The organism is Flavimobilis rhizosphaerae (genome assembly GCF_014852685.1).
In the GTDB taxonomy this organism is placed as follows: domain Bacteria; phylum Actinomycetota; class Actinomycetes; order Actinomycetales; family Cellulomonadaceae; genus Flavimobilis; species Flavimobilis rhizosphaerae.
Map to the genome: position 1 here is coordinate 46,503 of NZ_JACZDF010000003.1, position 18,726 is coordinate 65,228.

Sequence of the window (18,726 nt, forward strand, 5' to 3'; positions counted from 1 at the left end):
ATGGAGTATGACGTACCGCGAACCGCACGCCCACGCCGAGGAGCTCCACCTCCTCGACACGTGGCGATCCCGCGCGCTCGACACCGTGTGGCGCCACCCCGGCGACTGGTCGCACCCCGCGACCGAAGCCGTCGTCGAGGCGTTCGTCAACGGCACCGACCCAGCCGAGGCCGTCCGCCGGCTCGGCGCAGCACGCGCCCACGTCGGGGTCACCATGTCCGAGACGATCGACGACCTCATGTGCCTCTTCCGGGCCGTCGGGCACCCTGCGGAGCCCGAGCTCGTCCGCGAGGTCGCGATCGGCTGGGCCGCCGGCACCGAGGTCGAACCCCAGTTGGGCCTCACCGACCCCGTCACCGGTCTCCGCACGCGCGGCTACCTCGTCGCCCGCTTGCAGGAGCTCTACGACGCGCCCGAAGGTGCTCGCTCGTGGGACGCGCACGCGCTGCTCGTCCTCGACGTGCGGCTCGACGGCGCGTCGACCCTCACAAGGTTCCGTGCCGGAGCGATCGTCGGGTCCGTCCTCCTCGACGTCCTCGGAACGGGTCATCCCTCGGCGCAGCTGCGCCCAGGGCTCTTCGCGATGCTCGTCGACCGCGCGACCGCACCCCGCACCGTCACGACGGTGCGGGCCCGCGTCGACGCGGTCACCGCCGAGCGGTTCTCAGGCTTCGGCCTGGAGTCACAGCTGCGGTCACCCGCACGCACATGGCTCGAGCAGCTGCCCGACGACGCGACGCTCTGCCCGTCCCTCGTGGAGAGCCTCACCTTGTAGATCTGGCGCGGCCGTGCACGTCGACCGGTCCGGGGGACCGTCGACACGCACGGGACGCGTCGAGGTTCGTGCGTCGCCAGGGGGCGTACGAGTCTCGGGGGCGCGAGAGGCCCGGGAACCTCAGGTTCCCGGGCCTCTCGCGTTGCCGGGGCCGCGGCTCAGCGCCGCGGCCGCCACACGACGAGCGTGCCGCCCCGTCCGGCCGGCGCGGGCTTGCCCCGCGGGACGGCGACGATGTCGCCCGACGCGTCCGCGGTGAAGACCCGGTGCCCCGGGTCCAGGGCCGTCGCGAGCATCTCGACGCGCCCGCGAAGCACCCGAACCTGGTCCTCGAGGTGGAGGATGCGGCGGATGCCCGCAAGGTTGATGCCTTCGTCCTGGCTGAGGCGCTGGATGGTGCGGAGCCTCTCGACGTCGCGTGCGCTGTACCGGCGACCGCGGCCGACGGTGCGGGACGGCACGACGAGCCCGAGGCGGTCGTACTGACGGAGGGTCTGCGGGTGCATGTCGGCGAGCTCGGCGGCACGGGAGATCGGCAGCACGGGGACGTCGGCGGCATCCACGACGCTCACTCCCTCGCGCGGGCCATGAGGTCGCCGCGCACGTCGGTTCCAGCCGTCGCGTCACGGAACGCCTCGACGGCCTTGCGGGCCTCGGCGGAGAGGTTCTGCGGGACGACGACCTGCACGGTGACGAGCAGATCCCCTGTAGTTTTCGCGGCCTTGACGCCACGGCCCTTGACGCGCAGCACACGGCCCGACGGGGTGCCGGGCGCGACCTTGACCTTGACGGTCTGACCGTCGAGCGTCGGGACCTCGATCTGGGCGCCGAGCGTCGCCTCATCGAACGTCACCGGGACGGTGACGCGCAGGTTGTGGCCGTCGAGCGTGAACACGGGGTGCGGGCCGACCGTCACCGTGATGATGAGGTCACCAGCAGGCGCGCCGCCCGTGCCGGGGCGGCCCTTGCCGCGCAGCCGGATCTTCTGGCCGTCGCGCACGCCCGCGGGGATGCGGGTCTTGATCGTGCGGTGCTCGATCTCGAGCGCGACCTCGGAACCCTCGACGGCCTGCCGGAACGGCAGCGTCACGGACGTCGTGAGGTCGGCGCCCTGCTGGGGGCGCGGTCCCGAGCGGAATCCGGCGCCGCCACCGCCGTTGAAGAGGCCGCCGAGGATGTCCTCGAAGCCGCCGCCACCGCCGAAGCCCTGGCGGCTGCCGGAGTTGCCGAACATCGAGCCGAACATGTCCTCGAAGCCGCCCGCGCCGGCGCCGCCGGGGCCTGCGGAGAAGCGCGCGCCACCGCCCATCGCGCGGATCGCGTCGTACTTCTCGCGCTCCTCGGCGTCGGAGAGCACCGCGTAGGCCTCGCCGATCTCCTTGAAGCGCGCCTCAGCCTTGGGGTCGCCCGCGTTCTGGTCAGGGTGGTACTGGCGCGCGAGCTTGCGGTACGCCTTCTTGATCGCGGCCGCGTCAGCGTCCTTCGCGACGCCGAGGGCGGCGTAGAAGTCCTTCTCGAGCCAGTCCTGTCCGGTCAACGCGGTCCTTCCTGTCTGTCTGTGGGGTACGGCTGCGGCGGGCCCGTGCGGGCCCGCCGCAGCCGGGTTGTTACTGCTGGGGTCCGACGACGGCGACGCGCGCCGCGCGGACGATCTTCTCGCCGATGCGGTAGCCGGGCTCGATGACGAACTTCACGGTCGTCGTCGTGGCCTCGGCCGAGTCCTCGTGCATGAGGGCGTCGTGCACCGTCGGGTCGAACTCCTCGCCGACGGCACCGAACCGCACGATCTCGAACTTGCCGAGCGCAGCGTCGAGCTTGTCCGAGATCGCCGCGAACGGCCCCTCGAGCTCGCCGGCCTGCCGAGCACGGTCGATGTCGTCGAGCACCGGCAGGAGCGTCGCCAGGACGTCCTCGATGCCGCGGGTGCGGGCCGCCTCCTGGTCGCGGAGCGCCCGGTTGCGGTAGTTCGTGAACGACGCGCGCTCACGCTGGAGGTCGTCGAGACGCTCGGCCGCGAGGGCCTGCGCTGCGGCGAGCTCGTCGTCCGCTCCCGCGCCGGACGCGGGCGCGTCCGCTGCGGGAGCGTCGGGCACGGAACCGTCGGTGAGCGAGGAGGCGTCGTCCGGGACGACGACCTCGGGCTCGCCGTCCCCGGACGGGGCGGCCGCGTCACGCGGCTGCCCCGTCTCGGGGTCGATCCGACGCTTGTCGGTGAACTCGAAGGGCGAATCCGTCACTTGGACTCATCCTCGTCGACGATCTCTGCGTCGACGACGTCCTCGTCCGAGGACGTCGCGTCAGCGGCGGGAGCCTCGGCGCCTGCGGCCTGCTCGGACGCGTAGACGGCCTCGCCGATCTTCTGCGCCGCGGCGGCGAGGGCCTCCATCGTCGACCGCACCTCGGCCGCGTCCTCACCCTCGAGCGCCTTCTTGGCGGCGGCGACAGCGTCGCCGACCTCCGTCTTGACGTCGTCGGAGAGCTTGTCCTCGTTGTCCTTGAGGGCCTTCTCCGTCGAGTACACGAGGCCCTCGGCCTGGTTGCGGGTCTCGGCCTCCTCGCGGCGCGCCTTGTCCTCGGCCGCGTGCTCCTCGGCCTCCTTGACCATGCGGTCGATGTCCTCCTTGGGGAGGGCCGAACCGCCGGTGATCGTCATCGACTGCTCCTTGCCCGTGCCACGGTCCTTCGCGGAGACGTGGACGATGCCGTTGGCGTCGATGTCGAACGCGACCTCGATCTGCGGGACGCCGCGCGGCGCCGGGGCGATGCCCGTGAGCTCGAACGTGCCGAGCGGCTTGTTGTCGCGCGCGAACTCACGCTCACCCTGGAAGACCTGGATGAGGACGGAGGGCTGGTTGTCCTCGGCCGTCGAGAAGACCTCGGAGCGCTTCGTCGGGATGGCGGTGTTGCGCTCGATGAGCTTCGTCATGACGCCGCCCTTCGTCTCGATGCCGAGGCTCAGGGGCGTGACGTCGATGAGGAGGACGTCCTTGCGGTCACCCTTGATGACGCCGGCCTGGAGTGCCGCGCCGACGGCGACGACCTCGTCCGGGTTGACGCCCTTGTTGGGCTCCTTGCCGCCTGTGAGCTCCTTGACGACGTCCGTGACCGCCGGCATGCGGGTCGAGCCGCCGACGAGGACGACGTGGTCGATCTCGCTCACGGAGATGCCGGCGTCGCGGATGACCGCGTGGAACGGCGTCTTGGTGCGGTCGATGAGGTCCTGCGTCATCTGCTGGAACTGCGCGCGCGTGAGCTTGGAGTCGAGGTGGACGGGGCCGTTCTCGCTCATCGAGAGGTACTGCATCGAGATGTTGGTGCTCGTCGCGGACGAGAGCTCCTTCTTCGCCTGCTCGGCGGCCTCGCGCAGACGCTGGAGAGCGATCTTGTCCTTCGAGAGGTCGACGCCCGAGGAGTTCTTCACCTCCTTGATGAGGTGCTCGACGATGCGGTTGTCCCAGTCGTCGCCGCCGAGGCGGTTGTCGCCCGAGGTTGCGCGGACCTGGATCGTCGAGAAGTCGTCCTCGTCCTTGCCGACCTCGAGGAGCGAGACGTCGAACGTACCGCCACCGAGGTCGAAGACGAGGATGAGCTCGTCCTCCTTGCCCTTCTCGAGCCCGTACGCGAGCGCGGCGGCCGTGGGCTCGTTGACGATGCGCAGGACGTTGAGGCCAGCGATCTGGCCGGCGTCCTTCGTCGCCTGGCGCTCAGCGTCGTTGAAGTACGCGGGGACCGTGATGACGGCGTCCGTGACGGGCTCGCCGAGGTACTCCTCGGCGTCGCGCTTGAGCTTGCCGAGGATGCGCGCGGAGATCTCCTGCGCGGTGTACTTCTTGTCGTCGATCTCGACGGACCAGTCGGTGCCCATGTGGCGCTTGACCGAGCTGATCGTGCGGTCGACGTTCGTGACGGCCTGGCGCTTGGCGATCTCGCCGACGAGGACCTCGCCGGACTTGGAGAAGGCCACGACCGAGGGCGTCGTGCGCATGCCCTCAGCGTTCGCGATGACCGTGGGCTCGCCGCCCTCGAGGACCGAGACGACGGAGTTGGTGGTGCCGAGGTCGATGCCGACTGCTCGTGCCATGTGTGCTGCCTCCATGCTGTGGTGGTGCGGTTGAGTCTGTTGCACTCAAGTCTGCGCTCGACACCTGCTCAATGCAAGCCCACTCGCTCAAACTTGAGTCTGACTCACTCAACCTTGGGCGCCGGCGATCTATTCCCCTCGCCCCGCCTCAGCGTTCCGATAGCCGATCCATGCACGCCAGAGGGTCGGATCGGCTATCAGAACACAGGGGTCGCGACGCGACTCTTCTCGATAGGGGATCCGTACGTCGCACGCGAACGGATCCGCTATCGAGCGAACCGCATGCTGGCGTCAGGCACCGCAACGCGCGAACGCCCGGGAGCGCACCTGGCGCTCCCGGGCGTTCGACGCGTCCGGAGGGAGAACTCAGTCGAGCTCGACGCGATCCGCCTGCGGACCACGGTCGCTCTGACGCACCTGAAAACGCACCCGGTCACCCTCGTACAGCTCAACCCCGCCACGGACGACGGACACGTGGACGAAGAGGTCGTCGCCGCCCGAGTCCGGGCGGATGAAGCCGAAACCACGCTCAGGGTCGAAGCGCACGACCTCGCCCGAGCCGCCACGCGCCGGCGCGCTCGAACGCCCACGCCCGCGATCGCCGCCACGGTCGAAGCGGTCACCACCACGGCCACGGTCCCCACCACGGTCGAAGCCACCACGGCCACGGTCCTGCCGACCGTACGACCGGCCACCACGCCCGCCGCCGACCAGCTCGATCCGACGCGCCTGCGGACCCTTGTCACCCTCGACGGTCTCGAACCTCACGCGGTCGCCCTCGCCGATCTCGTCGACGTTCCGACCCAGCTCACGGACGTGCGCGAACACGTCGGCGCTGCCGTCGTCGGGCGTGATGAAACCGAAGCCCTTGCCACCGTCGAACCACGACACGGTGCCGTTGGCACCGTCGTTGCCGGACGCACCGCCGCCCGCAGGCACCGCCTGATCGCCGAGCGGCAGCAGGTGGTCCGCCTGCGGACCCTTCTCGCCGGGCACGACGAGGAACGCGACACGCTGACCCTCACGGACCACGCCGCCGCCGACGATCGACGAGCTGTGGACGAAGATCTCGTCGCTGCTGCCGTCGGCCATCGCGAAGCCATAGCCCTTCGACGGCTCGTACCACGAGACCGTGCCGAGCACGCCGAGCGACGCCGCCGGGGCCTCACCCGTCACGCGGACGTTGCGGGCCTGCGGACCGCGGTCGCCCTCACCGGCCTCGAACTCGACCTCCTGGCCCTCGCGGAGCGCGCGCACGCCCTCGTCGGCGATCTCGGACGCGTGGACGTAGATGTCGTCCGACCCGTCCTCGGGTGCGATGAAGCCAAAGCCTCGGTCGGTGTCGAACCAGCGAACGGTTCCCTGGGGCACGTGATCTCCTCGTGAGAATGGTGGGTTGCTCGTCCCAGTGTCTCGCACGAACCGCCGAGCGTGTGCGGGTGCGGCAACCCGGAACTGTTCCGTCGGCCACGATCCGCGCTGCGCACCTCGCGACCCGGAGGTCCGGAGCACCGTTCGACGGTGCTGGAGACCTACGAGTCGTCTGGGGCGAGCGCCTAGGAGGCCCGCCCCCAGCGCCTACGGGCGAAGAGCCAGGCGCTGGAGCACGGTTCGGACGTGCGCACCGAATGCCGGACACCCGGCCAGCTCCAGGCGCCTGGCCAGGTCAGGATCGCCGCCGCGCCTGACCGCATGCTCGAGCTGCTCCTCAGTCACTGCGGCGACAGCCTCCGGTGCACCTTCCGCGACGAGCACCAGGAAGTCGTCGACGCTCATGACGTCGTACGGCGTGCTTGCGTGCCCACCGATCGCAAGGAGCCCTGTGTCATCGGTCACCAGCACCCCGACCCCGCCAGCCACTGCGGCCGCGTGCACGTGCCGATCGTGCGGATCGAGTCCCTCATAGGCGAGCGTGCAGTCGTAGTCCTCGATGCGCCCACCCTCGAGAACGTCCTCGATCTTGCCGCGTAGCTTGGCGATGGCCGCACCGTCCCATTGCGGGTGGGCTCGCCGCAGACTGTAGACGAGCTCCGCCATGATGTCTTCGGTCCAGCAGCCCACGAACATCGAGTCCAAGGTCTTCAGCTGGAGCATCAGCAGCCAGTCGCGTCTCGTACGCGAGTACAGGACATTCGCGTCGAAGAGCGCCCGGACCACCATGAGCCGCGACGAGACCAGGCGAATCAGTCTTCGCCGAGGGCGTCGCTCAACTCGATGAGCTCGGCGAGCGCAGCGCGCTGCCGGTCAAGCCGTGCCCTCCTGAAGGCCACGACGTCCTCCGTCAGGACGCGCGTGTGCGACCCAACCTTGTGTGCCGGGATCTTGCCGTCGGCGACAAGCTTCATGAGGGTCGGACGCGAGATGCCGAGCTGCTCGGCCGCAACGGTCGTCGTCAGCTCGGCGGGCAGCGTTCCGACGGTCACCGTCCGTCCGACCGCCACCGCGCGGACGACTGATCCCACAAGGTCCGCGAGCGCGGGCGGCAGTTCGACCGTTCGCCCTTCGACGCTGAGAACTGCCCCCACACCCGGCCTCGGGTCCCCGAGCCCGTCGGCCACGATGCGCGCCTCGTCAGCGGCTCGCGGCTCGACGACAATGTCGCGTCTCTCCATCACTGCAGCCATCACTGTTCCTCCCTCTGACGGAGATCGTCTCGTGTTGCACTTATGAGTGCAAGCGAGTTTCGGTCACATCGTGAGATGGGTCGATGAGCGACCCGGAGGTCCGGAGCATCGTCAGACGGTGCTGAAGACCTACGAGTCGCGCCGGTCAGGCCGTCGGGACGAGCTCGAGCGGCCCCTCGTCGGGCGTCGGCACCTCGAACCCCACGAGGTAGCGCTCCGCGAGCGCGGGCGGCACGACGACGTCGTGCGGCCCCGCGCCGCGGCGCGCGGCAAGCCGCGCGAGCACGACCTCGCGCGGGGCGACGACATGATGCACGACGGGCACGACGTCCACCTCCGCGAGCCAGGAACGGTACCGGTCGCGCGACGCCCGGGACCAGAACGACGTGTCGACGACGACGTCTCGCCCCTCGCCGACGAGCGCGAGCATCCGTGCGCGGAGGTCCTCGTGGATCGCGAGCGCGACGTCGTCGGGCAGCGGGTGCTCGCGGTGCCCCGCGTCCCACGCGACCTCGTCGAACGACAGTCGTGCGAAACCGGAGGCCTCGAGCCGCCGCGCATGCGTCGACTTCCCGGCCCCGGCCACCCCGCACACGAGGACGACGGTCATGCCCCACCCCTTCCCTGACTCGTAGCGCTCCAGCACCGTCCGACGGTGCTCAGAGCCTACGCGTCGGAGAAGGGACGCGACTCGTAGCGCTCCAGCACCGTACGACGGTGCTCAGGACCTACGAGTCGGGAGAGACTCGCGTCGGTCGAGGGAGCGAGCTACGTGAGGGCGCTCGTCACCGCGACGCCGGCGGACGCCGCCGCGACCGACAGAACGAGCGTCAGAGCGACGCTCCCCCACGCGCGTCGGACGTCGCCTTCCTGAAGCAGGCGCGCGGCCTCGACCATCGCGGTCGAGAACGTCGTGAAGCCACCGCAGAAGCCCGTCGCCAGCATCGCGAACCCGTCCGGGGCGAGCACTCCGCCGACCTGCAGACTCAGCAGCACGCCGATGAGCAAGGAACCGACGACGTTGATCGTCATCGTCGCGACGGGCATCGGGCCGGAGCGTCGGGCACGGATCGCGCCATCGACCCAGAAGCGCGTCGCGGCGCCGACGCCGCCGAGCAGGACCAGGCCGACGATCATCGTCCGTCACCGTCCCCCGCGGTCCCCGTGCCGCCGGGCTCACCATCCCCCGACGGATTGACGCCAGGCTCCCGTTCGACGGGCGGAAGCCGTCTCTCCGTCGGGGCATCGCGGTCGGGCGGGGCGTCGGGGTCGGGCGGGAGGAGACCGACGTGCCTTCGCACGCGCGCCGCGAGCGTCACGCCCGCCGTCGCCGCGACGACGCCGAGGACGACCGACCCCAGCGGATAGCCGACACCGAGCAGCACGTCACCCGCCGCGAGGAGGTTCCGCGTCTCGAGGGCGAGCGCCGAGAACGTCGTGAACCCGCCCAGCAGCCCCGTGCCGAGCCCGAGCCGCAGGAACCGACGCCGCGCATCCTCGCGGCCCGCGCGCACGAGCGCCTCGAGCAGCATCCCGAGGAGGAACGCGCCGACGACGTTCTCGAGGAGCGTCGCCCACGGCACGCCGTCGCCCGGCGGCAGCAGCAGCCCGAGCCCGTACCGCAGCGCCGTGCCGACCGTGCCGCCGAGGGCGACGACGGCGAGCAGGCGAGGGTCGGGGCGCACGGGACCAGTGTGGCGCACGGGCGCCACACGTTCATCGCACGGCTCACGCCCCGTCGTACGTCACGGAGACGACGTGCGCGGTGCTCGTCGTAGCTGTCCCGCCCGACGACGCCCACACGCCGATCCACAGCCCGAGGAAGCCGCCGGTCGCGACGGTGTCGAGCGTGCGGCCGTCGGCGACCGCGACCTCGAGCACGTCGCCCGAGCCGGTGTCGATGCCGAGCGCGTAGTCCTGGCCGCGTGCGCTCACGACGAGGCGCACCTCGTCGCCCGCGGTGACGGGCACCGCGCGTCGGCCCAGCTCGGTGCGTTCGCCTCCGCGGACGTGGACGACGGTCGCCGTCCACACGTCGTCGGACGCGGCACCATCCGCGTCCCGCCCGAGCTCGAGCCGGACGTGGTCGTGCTCGGACTGTCGCACGGCGACGCCGACGACCTCGCCCGCGGGCAGGTCGGCGACGACGGTCGCGACGACGTCGACGTCGACGTGCTGCTGGCGCACGCCGAGGAACGCGGGAGCGTCGACGTCCTCGAGCGTCGCAGGTCGCACGGGCAGGTCCCAGCCGTCGCCGCGGGGCGTCGCGAGCGAGTCCGGCAGGGCGCGTACCCCGGTCCAGCGGGGGTCGCCGGGCGGCACGACGCCGCCGAGCTCGCCGCGGGCGAGCGCGCCGGCGTCCGGGCCGGGTGCGTCCGCAAACGGCACCTCGACCTCGCGGGGCACGCGCCCGACGCCGGGCGCGAGGACGGGCCACCCGTCCTCCCAGACGACCGGGAGGAGGAACGTCTCGCGGCCGAGGTTGTAGTGGTAGCCGCCGTAGGGTCGCATGCCGAGGCAGACCGCCCACCAGCTGCCGTCGGCGGCCTCGACGAGGTCGGCGTGGCCGATGCCGACGACGTCGACGTCGTGGCCGAGGTGCCGGTGCGTGAGCACCGGGTTGGCCTTGTTGCCCTCGTAGGGCCCGGTGACGTGCTGGGCGCGGGCGACGGACACGGCGTGGTGGTACTCGGTGCCGCCCTCCGCGGCGACGAGGTAGAACGTGCCGTCGATCTCGTAGAGGTGCGGCGCCTCGGCCCAGACGGCGCCGCGGACGGCGCCGTTCCACACGACGTGCTCGTCGCCGACGAGCCGCTGCTCGGTGAGCGAGTACTCGCGGACCCACACCTCGGTCTGGTGGAACCAGTCGGGTTCGTGCTCGACGAGTCGGGTGCCGTGCATCCAGGCGCGGCCGTCGCTCGTGAAGAGGATCGACGGGTCGATCCCGGCGACGTCGAGCCAGACGGGTGCGGACCACGGGCCGGCGGGGTCGGTGGCGGTGACGAGGAAGTTGCCGCCGCGGGCGTCGTCGGTGGGGTCGACGAACGTGCACACGACGTAGAACGTGCCGTCGTGGTGGCGGATCGTCGGGGCGTAGAGGCCGCCGGAGGACGGGACACCGGCGTAGTCGATCTGGTCGGTGACGACCGCGCCGACGTGCTCCCACGTGACGAGGTCGCGGCTGCGGAGGATCGGCAGCCCGGGCAGGTACTCGAAGGTCGAGACGACGAGGTAGTAGTCGTCGCCGACGCGGCAGATCGAGGGGTCGGGGTGGCAGCCGGGGAGCAGGGGGTTGGTGACGACGGTCATGCGTCGACCTCCTCGTGGGTGACGGTGACGAGGCGTGCGTCGTCGGCGGTGATCTCGTGGACGGGGCCGGTGAGCCGGACGGTGGCGCGGGGTGTCGCGGTGCCGGGGACCTCGACGTCGTGGCGGGCTGCGGCCGAGACGATCGCGCCGCCTGTGGAGTCGGCGGGCCGGCCGAGGGTCGAGGCGGCGGCGTGGTCGCCGACCCAGATCTCGACGTCGCCGGGCTCGACGACCCGTCGCAGGTCGCGTCCTGCGAACGCGAAGCGGGCTGCGGGGACGTGGAACGTGAGGCGTCGGGCCTCGCCGGGGGCGAGGTCGACGCGCTCGTAGCCGAGTAGCTGGACGACGGGGCGGGGCAGCGACGCGTGGACGTCGCGGCCGTAGACCTGGACGACGTCGGCGCCTGCGCGGGCGCCGGTGTTCGTCACGGTGACGGTGATGTCGAGCGTGCCGTCGGTCGTGGCGGTGGGGCTGACGACGAGGTCGTCGTGCGTGAACGTCGTGTAGGACAGGCCGAAGCCGAAGGGCCGCACGGGCGTCGGGTCGGCGGACGTCACGTCGGACGGTCCGCCGAGCACGGGGTGGAGGTACGTGAAGGGCTGGGCACCGGCGGCCCGGGGCAGGGAGACGGGCAGGCGGCCCGACGGGTTCTCGCGGCCGGTGAGGACGTCGACGATCGCATGGCCGCCCTCCTCGCCGGGGAAGAACGCCTGGACGACGGCGGCCGGTCGGGGGCCGTCGCCGTCGAGCGCCCACGCGAGCTCGTAGGGGCGTCCGGTGAGGACGACGAGGACGACGGGTGTGCCGGTCGCGACGAGCTGTTCGACGAGCTCCCGCTGGACGCCGGGGAGGGCGAGCGACTCGACGTCGTTGCCCTCGCCGACGGTGCCGCGTCCGAAGAGGCCGGCCTGGTCACCGACGACGGCGACGACGAGGTCGGCGGTGCGTGCCGCGTCGACCGCGGGGCCGACGTGCGTGAGGTCGTCGCCGGTGACGTCGCAGCCGCGCTGCCGGACGATGTCGACGCTGTCGCCCCAGGCGTCGGCGAACGCGTCCGCGACGGTCGGCAGGGTGATGCCGGCGGGGGTGCCGGGGTGGTGCGCGAGGACGTGGTTGACGAACGAGTAGCAGCCCATGAGCGCCTCGGCGCGGTCGGCGTTCGGTCCGACGACGAGGACGCGACCGCCGTCGGGGCGGGCGAGCGGTAGCGTGCCGTCGTTCGTGAGGAGCACGAGCGAGCGGGCGGCGAGCGTGCGCGCGATCGCGCGGTGCTCGGCGCTGTCGAGGTCGACGTGCGTGGGGGGCTGGCCGTCGAACGCGTCGGGCTCGAGGAGTCCGAGCTGCTCCTTGGCTGCGAGGACGCGGCGGACGGAGCGGTCGACGTACGCGATGTCGAGCTCGCCGGAGCGCACGGCGTCGGCGAGGGGCTCGAGGTAGGCGTCGCCCGTGGGGAGCTCGACGTCGATGCCAGCGACGAGCGCGAGGCGCGCAGCCTCGGCGCGGTCGGCGGCGACGCGCTGCATGACCTCGAGGAACGCGACGGAGAAGTAGTCGGCGACGACGGTGCCGTCGAATCCCCACGTGTCGCGGAGGAGACCGGTGAGGAGCGCGGGGTCGGCCGCGACGGGCATGCCGTCGACCGTCGAGTAGGAGTTCATGACGGAGCGGGCGTCTCCGTCGCGCAGTGCCATCTCGAAGGGTGGCAGGTAGATGTCGGCGATCTCGCGGGGGCCCATGGCGACGGGGCCGTGGTTGCGGCCCGCGTCGGCGGCGGAGTACCCGACGAAGTGCTTGAGGGTCGCGTGGACGCCGCGGGACTGCAGGCCACGGACGAACGCTGTGCCGATCGTGCCGACGAGGTACGGGTCCTCGCCGACGCACTCGTCGACGCGTCCCCAGCGGGGGTCGCGCACAACGTCGAGGACGGGCGCGAGGCCCTGGTGGATGCCGAGCTCGCGCATCGACTCCCCGATCGACCCGGCCATGCGTCCGACGGTGCCGGGGTCGAAGGACGCGCCCCAGGCGAGAGGCGTCGGGAACGTCGCGGCCTGCCACGCGGCGAGCCCGGTGAGGCACTCCTCGTGGACGATCGCCGGGATGCCGAGGCGGGTCTCGCGGACGAGACGACGCTGCTCGTCCCACAGCCAGGCGGCGCGCTCGACGGGGTCGACGGGCCGGGTGCCGTAGACGCGCGTGTAGTGGCCGAGCCCGTGCCGCGTGATCTCGGGCAGGAGGTCGGGGGCCTTCTGCCCGGCGGTCATCTCGGACTGCATGGGCGCGACGGTGCCGTTCTGGTCGAGCCAGTAACCGACGAGCTGGGCGAGCTTCTCGTCGAGCGTCATCCGTGCGAGCAGGTCGTCGACCCGGGAGGTCGTGGGGGCCGGCGCGGTCGTGGCGGTGGCGGCGGGGGGCGTGAGCGGCTGGGTGGTGCAAGCGTCGTCGGCCACGGTGTGTTCCTTCGATCGATGGTGCGTGGGGGTGGGGCGGCCGTCCGGGCCGGGGCCCGGACGGCGCTGTCAGCCCTTGACCGCTCCGGTGAGACCGCCGACGATGCGGCGCTCGAAGAGCGAGAAGAAGATGAGCGCGGGGATCATCGACAGGGACGTGAACGCGAGGACACGGGCGGTGTCGACCGAGTACTGCGACGCGAACGCCTGGACGCCGAGCGGCAGCGTGTACATCGACTCGTGGTTGAGGATGAACAGCGGCAGCATGTAGCTGTTCCAGCTCGCGACGAACGCGAGGATGCCGACGGTGACGACGCCCGGCACGGACAGCGGCACGACCATGCGGAAGAAGAACCCGAGCCGTCCTGCGCCGTCGATCGCGGCGGCTTCCTCGAGCTCCTTGGGGATGGCGCGGAGGAACGGCACGAGGATGATGACGGTCGTCGGCAGCGCGAACGCGATCTGCGGCAGGATGATGCCGCCGAGGGAGTTCGCGAGGCCGAGGTCGCGCACGAGGATGTAGAGCGGCGTGATGGCGACGGTCATGGGGAACATGAGTCCGGCGGCGAACAGGGAGTACATGGCGTTCGAGCCGCGGAAGCGGTAGCGCGCGATGACGTAGCTCACCATGACGCCGAGGACGACGACGCCGAGGGTGGTGGCGATGCCGGCTACGAGCGAGTTGCCGACCTGCTGCCAGAAGATCGACGACGTGAGGACGTCGACATAGTTGGAGACGACCCACGGTGCCGGCAGTCCGGAGGGGCTCTCGGTGATCTGCGCGTTGGTGCGGAACCCGCCGATGATGATGTAGGCGATGGGTGCGAGGCAGAGGCCGACGAGCAGGTACGCGACGACGTAGGTCATCGGCCCGGCCTTGGCGAGCGCCCCACCGTTGTCGGTGCTGCGGCGCGCCGTGGCGCGCGACGGGGACGTGGCGACGGCGGTCATCGGGCCTTTCCTTCCGTGATCGCGCCCTCGGTGTCGCGTCGGAGCACGAACCGCTGGTAGGTGAGGGCGATGACGAGCGAGATGAGGAACAGGAGGACGGCGACGGCGTTGCCGAAGCCGTAGTTCCCGGCGTTGCGCCCGTTGAGGACCATGTAGGTCGCCATCGTCGAGGTGCCGGCGGTCGCGGCGACGTACTGGCCCCAGATGATGTAGACGAGGTCGAAGAGCTGGAGCGACCCGATGATCGAGAGGAACGCCCAGATGCGGACGGTGGGGCCGAGGAGCGGCAGCGTGATGCGACGCTGCGTCGCCCAGTAGCCGGCGCCGTCGATCGCGGCGGCCTCGCCGAGCTCCTCGGGGATGCCCTGGAGGCCGGCGAGGAAGAGGATGACGGCGAAGCCGATGTACTTCCACGTGATGATGAGCATGAGCGACCAGATGGCGATCTTCGGGTCGGACAGCCAGTCGACGGCCCAAACGGGCAGGCCGATGCGCGTGAGGAAGTCGTTGACGGCGCCGGCGGTCGAGAGCATGAGGCTCCAGCCGGTTCCGACGATGACCTCGGAGACGACGTAGGGCACGAAGATGAGCACGCGGACGAGCGAGCGGCCGCGGAAGCGTCGGTTGAGCAGGAGTGCGAGGCCGACGGCGGCGGGGCCCTGGAGCACCAGGGACATGACGACGATGAACGCGTTGTTGCTCAGCGCCTCATGGAACGTGGGGTCCTGGAGGATCGTCAGGTAGTTCTCGAAGCCGACGAAGTTCGTCGGCTTGCCGTAGCCCTTCCACTTGAAGAAGCCGTAATAGGCGGCGAGGACGACGGGAAGGATGACGAACGCGAGGAAGATCGCGATCGCGGGCCCTGCGAGCAGGGCGATCTCGAGGCGCTTGCGCCAGTCGGCGCCGCGGCCACCCCCGGCCCGACGGGCGGTGCCGCGGGCCGAGGGTGGCGTGGTGCCACCCTCGGCCCCGGCAGGGGTGGACGACGGCGTGACGGCCCGGCGGCGGGTCATGGTGTCACGCGTCGTCACGGTCACTCCTTGGCGGCTGCGTCGACGACGGCCTTGACGACACCGGCGGCGTCTCCCTTGCCGGCGAGCATGTTGACGACCGCGGTGTTGAGGGCGTTGCCGACGTTCTGGCCGAGGAGCGTGTCGAGCCAGACGGTGACGTACGGCGCCTTGTTGTACGACTCGAGGATCGACTTGAGGGCGGGCTCGGTGACGACGCCCTGGGCCTCCTGGCTCGCGGGGAGCGTGTGGAACGCGTTGGCGTAGCCCTCCTGGTACTGCTTCTGCATGAAGAAGTTGAGGAAGGCGGTGCACTCCTTCTTGGGTGCGTCGGCCGAGCAGGAGAAGCCGTCGACGCCACCCATCATGGCGCCGGGGGCGCCAGCGCCGCCGTCGATCGCGGGGAAGGGGAACCAGCCGAGGTCGGCGAGGGGCTTCTCGTCAGGGGTGAGGGAGGCGATGACGCCGGGGTTCCAGGCGCCCATGAGCTCCATCGAGGCCTTGTGGTTGGCGAGGAGGCCGGCGGAGGAGCCGGCGCCCTGCTGCGCGGAGGTCGTGAGGAAGCCGTTGTTGAAGGGCTCGGTCTTCGCGAAGGTCTCGAACTCCTGGGCGGCGGTGAGCCAGCAGGGGTCGTCGAAGGCACGCTCGGCGGCGACCTTGGCCATGGTGTCCTGCGAGCAGGCGCGCAGAGCGAAGAAGTAGTACCAGTGGGCGGCAGGCCAGGCGTCCTTCGCGCCGAGCGCGATGGCCTCGGCGCCGGAGTCCTGGACCTTGGTGACGACGTCGGAGAGCTCGGCGAGGGTCGTCGGGGTGGCGCTCACGCTGGCGGCCTCGAAGAGGTCCTTGGAGTAGTAGATGCCGCCGGGGAGGACGGCGGTCGGCATGCCGTAGACCTTGCCGTCGACGCTGAAGGCGCTGAAGCCGGCGTCGCCGACGGCGGTGCGGGTCGCGTCGGTGATGGCGTCGGTGATGTCCATGACCTGGCCGGCCTCGACGACGTCGGCGAGCTTGCCGCCGCCGCGGGCCATGAAGATGTCGGGGGCGTCACCGGAGTTGAGGGCGGTCTGGAGCTTGCCGTCCATGTCCTCGTTCTGGATGGCCTGGATCGAGATCTTCACGCCGGGGTTGGCCTTCTCGAAGTCGGCGACGGTCGACTCCCAGTAGGCCTTGCCCTCGCCGGTCGTGGAGTTGTGCCAGAACGTCATGCTGACGTTGCCGTCGGCGTCGGTCCCGGGGTTGGTGTCGCCGCCGCAGGCGGTGAGCGCCAGGGTGAGTGCCGCGGCCGTGGCCGCGATCGTTGTGAGCTTGCGTGCACGCATCAGTCGTCCTCCTCGTCGAGTGGGCTGATCGCTGTCTCGCCCACCGTTGAGCGAGTGCGTCATGCTCACCGTGACACACGGTTCCACACGTCGTCAATCGTTATCGATAACGTTTTCGATAACGTTATCCGTGGCGCAGGTCACACTATGCTGTCATCCGCGTCCCCGCTCGGTCCGCGCCTCCCCGAGCGGTACAGTCGGACGCGTGCGAGCCCCTGGACGAGTGACCATCGGCGACGTCGCGCGTCACGCGGGCGTCTCGGTCGCCACCGTGTCCAAGGTCGTCAACGACCGCTACGGCGTCTCCCCCGCGACCGTCGCCCGCGTTCAGCAGGTCGTCGCCGAGCTCGGCTACGAGTCCTCGCTCGTCGCCCGCAGCCTGCGCGGCACCCCGACCCGCGTCATCGGCATCCTCGTCGCCGAGTTCGAGCCGTTCTCGACCGAGATCCTCAAGGGCGCGTCCGAGGCCGCGCTCGGCACCGGCTACGAGCTCCTCGCATTCTCCGGCGCCCTGAGCCGCGCCGACTCCGTCGGCTGGGAGCACCGTTCCCTCGCACGACTCGCGGGAACCCTCGTCGACGGCGCGATCCTCGTCACCCCGACGGTCGTCGACCCCCGCCAGACGATCCCCGTCGTCGCGATCGACCCCCACACCGGACCCGCCGGCCCGCCGACGATCGACTCCGACAACCTCGCCGGCGGCCGCACCGCGACCGAGCACCTCCTCGGCCTCGGCCACCGGCGCATCGGCCTGCTCGCGGGCCGCCCCGACCTTGAGTCCTCCCACCTGCGCGAACGCGGCTACCGCGAGGCGCTCGACGCCGCCGGGATCGCGTTCGACCCGGACCTCGTGCGCGTCGGCTCCTACCGCGCCGAGCAGGCCAGCTCCCCCGCCCGTGAGCTCCTCACCCTCCCCGAACGGCCCACCGCGATCTTTGCGGCCAACGACCTCTCCGCGCTCCGCACGATCGAGGTCGCCCGCGAGCTCGGCCTCCGCGTCCCCGAGGACCTCTCCGTCATCGGCTTCGACGACATCCCCGAGGCTGCGGCGGCCACGCCGCCGCTCACGACGGTCGCCCAGCCCCTCCACCGCATGGGCGCCGAGGCGCTGCGGCTCGTCCTCGACCTCCTCGAAGGGCGCGAACGGGAACCGCACCTGCGACTCCCGACGTCGCTCGTCACCCGCGCCAGCACGGCCCCGCCAGCGGTCTGACGGGGCCGGGTCAGCCCCAGGCGGCCGGCGCGAGCTCGTACGGTGTGAGGTCAGTGAGCTCGTCGGGGTCGACGACCATCTCGTAGACGCCCGCGTCAACCTTCACCATGCCGGCGGCCTCGGCCGCGTCGGCATCGTGCCCGACGGAACTGATCGTCGCGCGCTTGTCGCCACCCTCGTCGACGCCGAGGTCGACGAGCCGCACCTCGACGCCCCGCCAGCGGCCCGTGATGAAGAGCTCGTAGAGCTTGTCGACGTCGGCGCGCGGCACCTCGCAGAACCAGCGGCCCGAGGCCGCCTGCGTGAACTCGAACGCCGCGTGCGGCTCGTGCTCGGAGACGAGGACGACGTGGTCGCCGTAGACCTCAGCGTTGAGGTGCGTCGCCTTCCACTCGGCGAGGGCACCGACGAAGCGCGAAACGCCCGGGAACGTCGTGTGGTGGACGGCCGCGTCGACGGGCTCCCAGCAGCGCGCGACGTCGACGTAGCGGGCGAGGACCTGCTCGGTGCCGTCGGCGTGGACGCGCACGAGCTCGGAGCCCGCGGGGACGCGCGAGTGGACGATCCACGTGACGGGCACGCGATGGCCCTCGACGGGCGCGAAGCCCGTCCCGGTGAACGGGGGGCGGTCGATGAACGTACCGCCGCGCGCCTCACGTGCGGTCGCGTCGGTGCCGCCGACGGCGTCGGCCGTGCGGACCTGCGGGCCGGGCGTGAAGCGCAGGACGTCGACGTACGCGTCGTCGACGGAGAACGGCGAGGCTTCGAAGCCGAGGGCGTGGACAGCGTGAAGGTCGGCGGGCGTCGTCGCCCACGTGACGTCCGCGACCGGAACCGCGAAGCCCGCGACGCGGTCGTAGCCGAGCCGCAGGTAGGCGTCGGACATGCTCGGGGTGATGGCCTTCTGGTAACGGGTCACGGATCCTCCGTCGTCGGGCTGAGCTTCCATCCTCCCGCATCCACGCCCCGCGCGTCCGGGAGCCGTCGCGCTCCTTCG

General features: G+C 71.2%; 18 protein-coding genes. 2 read left to right on the forward strand and 16 right to left on the reverse strand.

From position 1 onward, the window contains the following. The first annotated feature begins 7 nt into the window (after positions 1-7). On the forward strand, positions 8-775 hold the full coding sequence (locus tag IGS67_RS06525; RefSeq protein ID WP_192278988.1) for a hypothetical protein: 768 nt from the start codon (positions 8-10) through the stop codon (positions 773-775). Positions 776-933: 158 nt separating this feature from the next. Here the strand turns inward: IGS67_RS06525 and IGS67_RS06530 are convergent, their stop codons facing one another. From IGS67_RS06530 to IGS67_RS06600, 15 genes are all read right to left on the reverse strand, one after another. Further along, positions 934-1,338: a heat shock protein transcriptional repressor HspR gene (locus IGS67_RS06530; protein ID WP_328741854.1), complete on the reverse strand. Its 405-nt coding sequence runs from the start codon at positions 1,336-1,338 to the stop codon at positions 934-936. 5 nt (positions 1,339-1,343) lie between these two features. Then, a complete protein-coding gene (locus IGS67_RS06535; RefSeq protein ID WP_192278992.1) occupies positions 1,344-2,312 on the reverse strand; it encodes a DnaJ C-terminal domain-containing protein in 969 nt (322 codons plus the stop codon). Positions 2,313-2,382: 70 nt separating this feature from the next. Then, positions 2,383-3,012 (reverse strand): nucleotide exchange factor GrpE, encoded by a 630-nt coding sequence (gene grpE, locus IGS67_RS06540; RefSeq protein ID WP_192278995.1) that lies wholly within the window; start codon positions 3,010-3,012, stop codon positions 2,383-2,385. After that, positions 3,009-4,856 (reverse strand): molecular chaperone DnaK, encoded by a 1,848-nt coding sequence (gene dnaK, locus IGS67_RS06545; protein WP_192278997.1) that lies wholly within the window; start codon positions 4,854-4,856, stop codon positions 3,009-3,011. The genes grpE and dnaK overlap by 4 nt, the downstream gene beginning before the upstream one ends. Positions 4,857-5,222: 366 nt before the next feature. Next, positions 5,223-6,227, reverse strand: a complete 1,005-nt coding sequence (locus tag IGS67_RS14330) for a cold-shock protein (protein WP_192278999.1) — start codon at positions 6,225-6,227, stop codon at positions 5,223-5,225. A gap of 207 nt (positions 6,228-6,434) precedes the next feature. Next, positions 6,435-7,016 (reverse strand): PIN domain-containing protein, encoded by a 582-nt coding sequence (locus IGS67_RS06555; RefSeq protein ID WP_328741859.1) that lies wholly within the window; start codon positions 7,014-7,016, stop codon positions 6,435-6,437. A 23-nt stretch (positions 7,017-7,039) separates the two neighbouring features. Beyond that, on the reverse strand, positions 7,040-7,480 hold the full coding sequence (locus IGS67_RS06560; RefSeq protein WP_210767132.1) for a helix-turn-helix domain-containing protein: 441 nt from the start codon (positions 7,478-7,480) through the stop codon (positions 7,040-7,042). Between the two features lie 145 nt (positions 7,481-7,625). Next, the gene (locus IGS67_RS06565) at positions 7,626-8,090 is read right to left on the reverse strand and encodes an AAA family ATPase (RefSeq protein ID WP_192279004.1); all 465 of its coding nucleotides are present in this window, start codon (positions 8,088-8,090) and stop codon (positions 7,626-7,628) included. Between the two features lie 158 nt (positions 8,091-8,248). Continuing rightward, positions 8,249-8,617, reverse strand: coding sequence for a fluoride efflux transporter FluC (locus IGS67_RS06570; RefSeq protein ID WP_192279006.1), 369 nt, complete (start codon positions 8,615-8,617; stop codon positions 8,249-8,251). Continuing rightward, positions 8,614-9,165, reverse strand: coding sequence for a fluoride efflux transporter FluC (locus tag IGS67_RS06575; protein WP_192279008.1), 552 nt, complete (start codon positions 9,163-9,165; stop codon positions 8,614-8,616). The genes IGS67_RS06570 and IGS67_RS06575 overlap by 4 nt, the downstream gene beginning before the upstream one ends. 43 nt (positions 9,166-9,208) lie before the next feature. Further along, positions 9,209-10,789, reverse strand: coding sequence for a glycoside hydrolase family 43 protein (locus IGS67_RS06580; protein ID WP_192279010.1), 1,581 nt, complete (start codon positions 10,787-10,789; stop codon positions 9,209-9,211). Beyond that, on the reverse strand, positions 10,786-13,131 hold the full coding sequence (locus IGS67_RS06585; RefSeq protein ID WP_192279633.1) for a beta-xylosidase/alpha-l-arabinosidase: 2,346 nt from the start codon (positions 13,129-13,131) through the stop codon (positions 10,786-10,788). Before IGS67_RS06585 ends, IGS67_RS06580 begins: the two co-directional genes overlap by 4 nt. Before the next feature lie 174 nt (positions 13,132-13,305). Continuing rightward, positions 13,306-14,187 carry a carbohydrate ABC transporter permease gene (locus IGS67_RS06590; protein WP_192279012.1) on the reverse strand — a complete coding sequence of 294 codons (882 nt, stop codon included), beginning with the start codon at positions 14,185-14,187 and terminating at the stop codon, positions 13,306-13,308. Beyond that, entirely contained in the window at positions 14,184-15,200 is a 1,017-nt protein-coding gene (locus IGS67_RS06595; protein ID WP_192279635.1) for a carbohydrate ABC transporter permease, read from the reverse strand. The genes IGS67_RS06590 and IGS67_RS06595 overlap by 4 nt, the downstream gene beginning before the upstream one ends. Positions 15,201-15,220: 20 nt before the next feature. Then, positions 15,221-16,516, reverse strand: coding sequence for an extracellular solute-binding protein (locus tag IGS67_RS06600; RefSeq protein ID WP_192279014.1), 1,296 nt, complete (start codon positions 16,514-16,516; stop codon positions 15,221-15,223). A gap of 205 nt (positions 16,517-16,721) precedes the next feature. Here IGS67_RS06600 and IGS67_RS06605 point away from each other — a divergent pair, with 205 nt between their 5' ends. Continuing rightward, on the forward strand, positions 16,722-17,729 hold the full coding sequence (locus IGS67_RS06605; RefSeq protein ID WP_328741864.1) for a LacI family DNA-binding transcriptional regulator: 1,008 nt from the start codon (positions 16,722-16,724) through the stop codon (positions 17,727-17,729). Positions 17,730-17,739: 10 nt separating this feature from the next. Here IGS67_RS06605 and IGS67_RS06610 read toward each other — a convergent pair whose 3' ends face one another. Then, the gene (locus IGS67_RS06610; protein WP_192279018.1) at positions 17,740-18,678 is read right to left on the reverse strand and encodes a hypothetical protein; all 939 of its coding nucleotides are present in this window, start codon (positions 18,676-18,678) and stop codon (positions 17,740-17,742) included. Between the last annotated feature and the right edge of the window lie 48 nt (positions 18,679-18,726).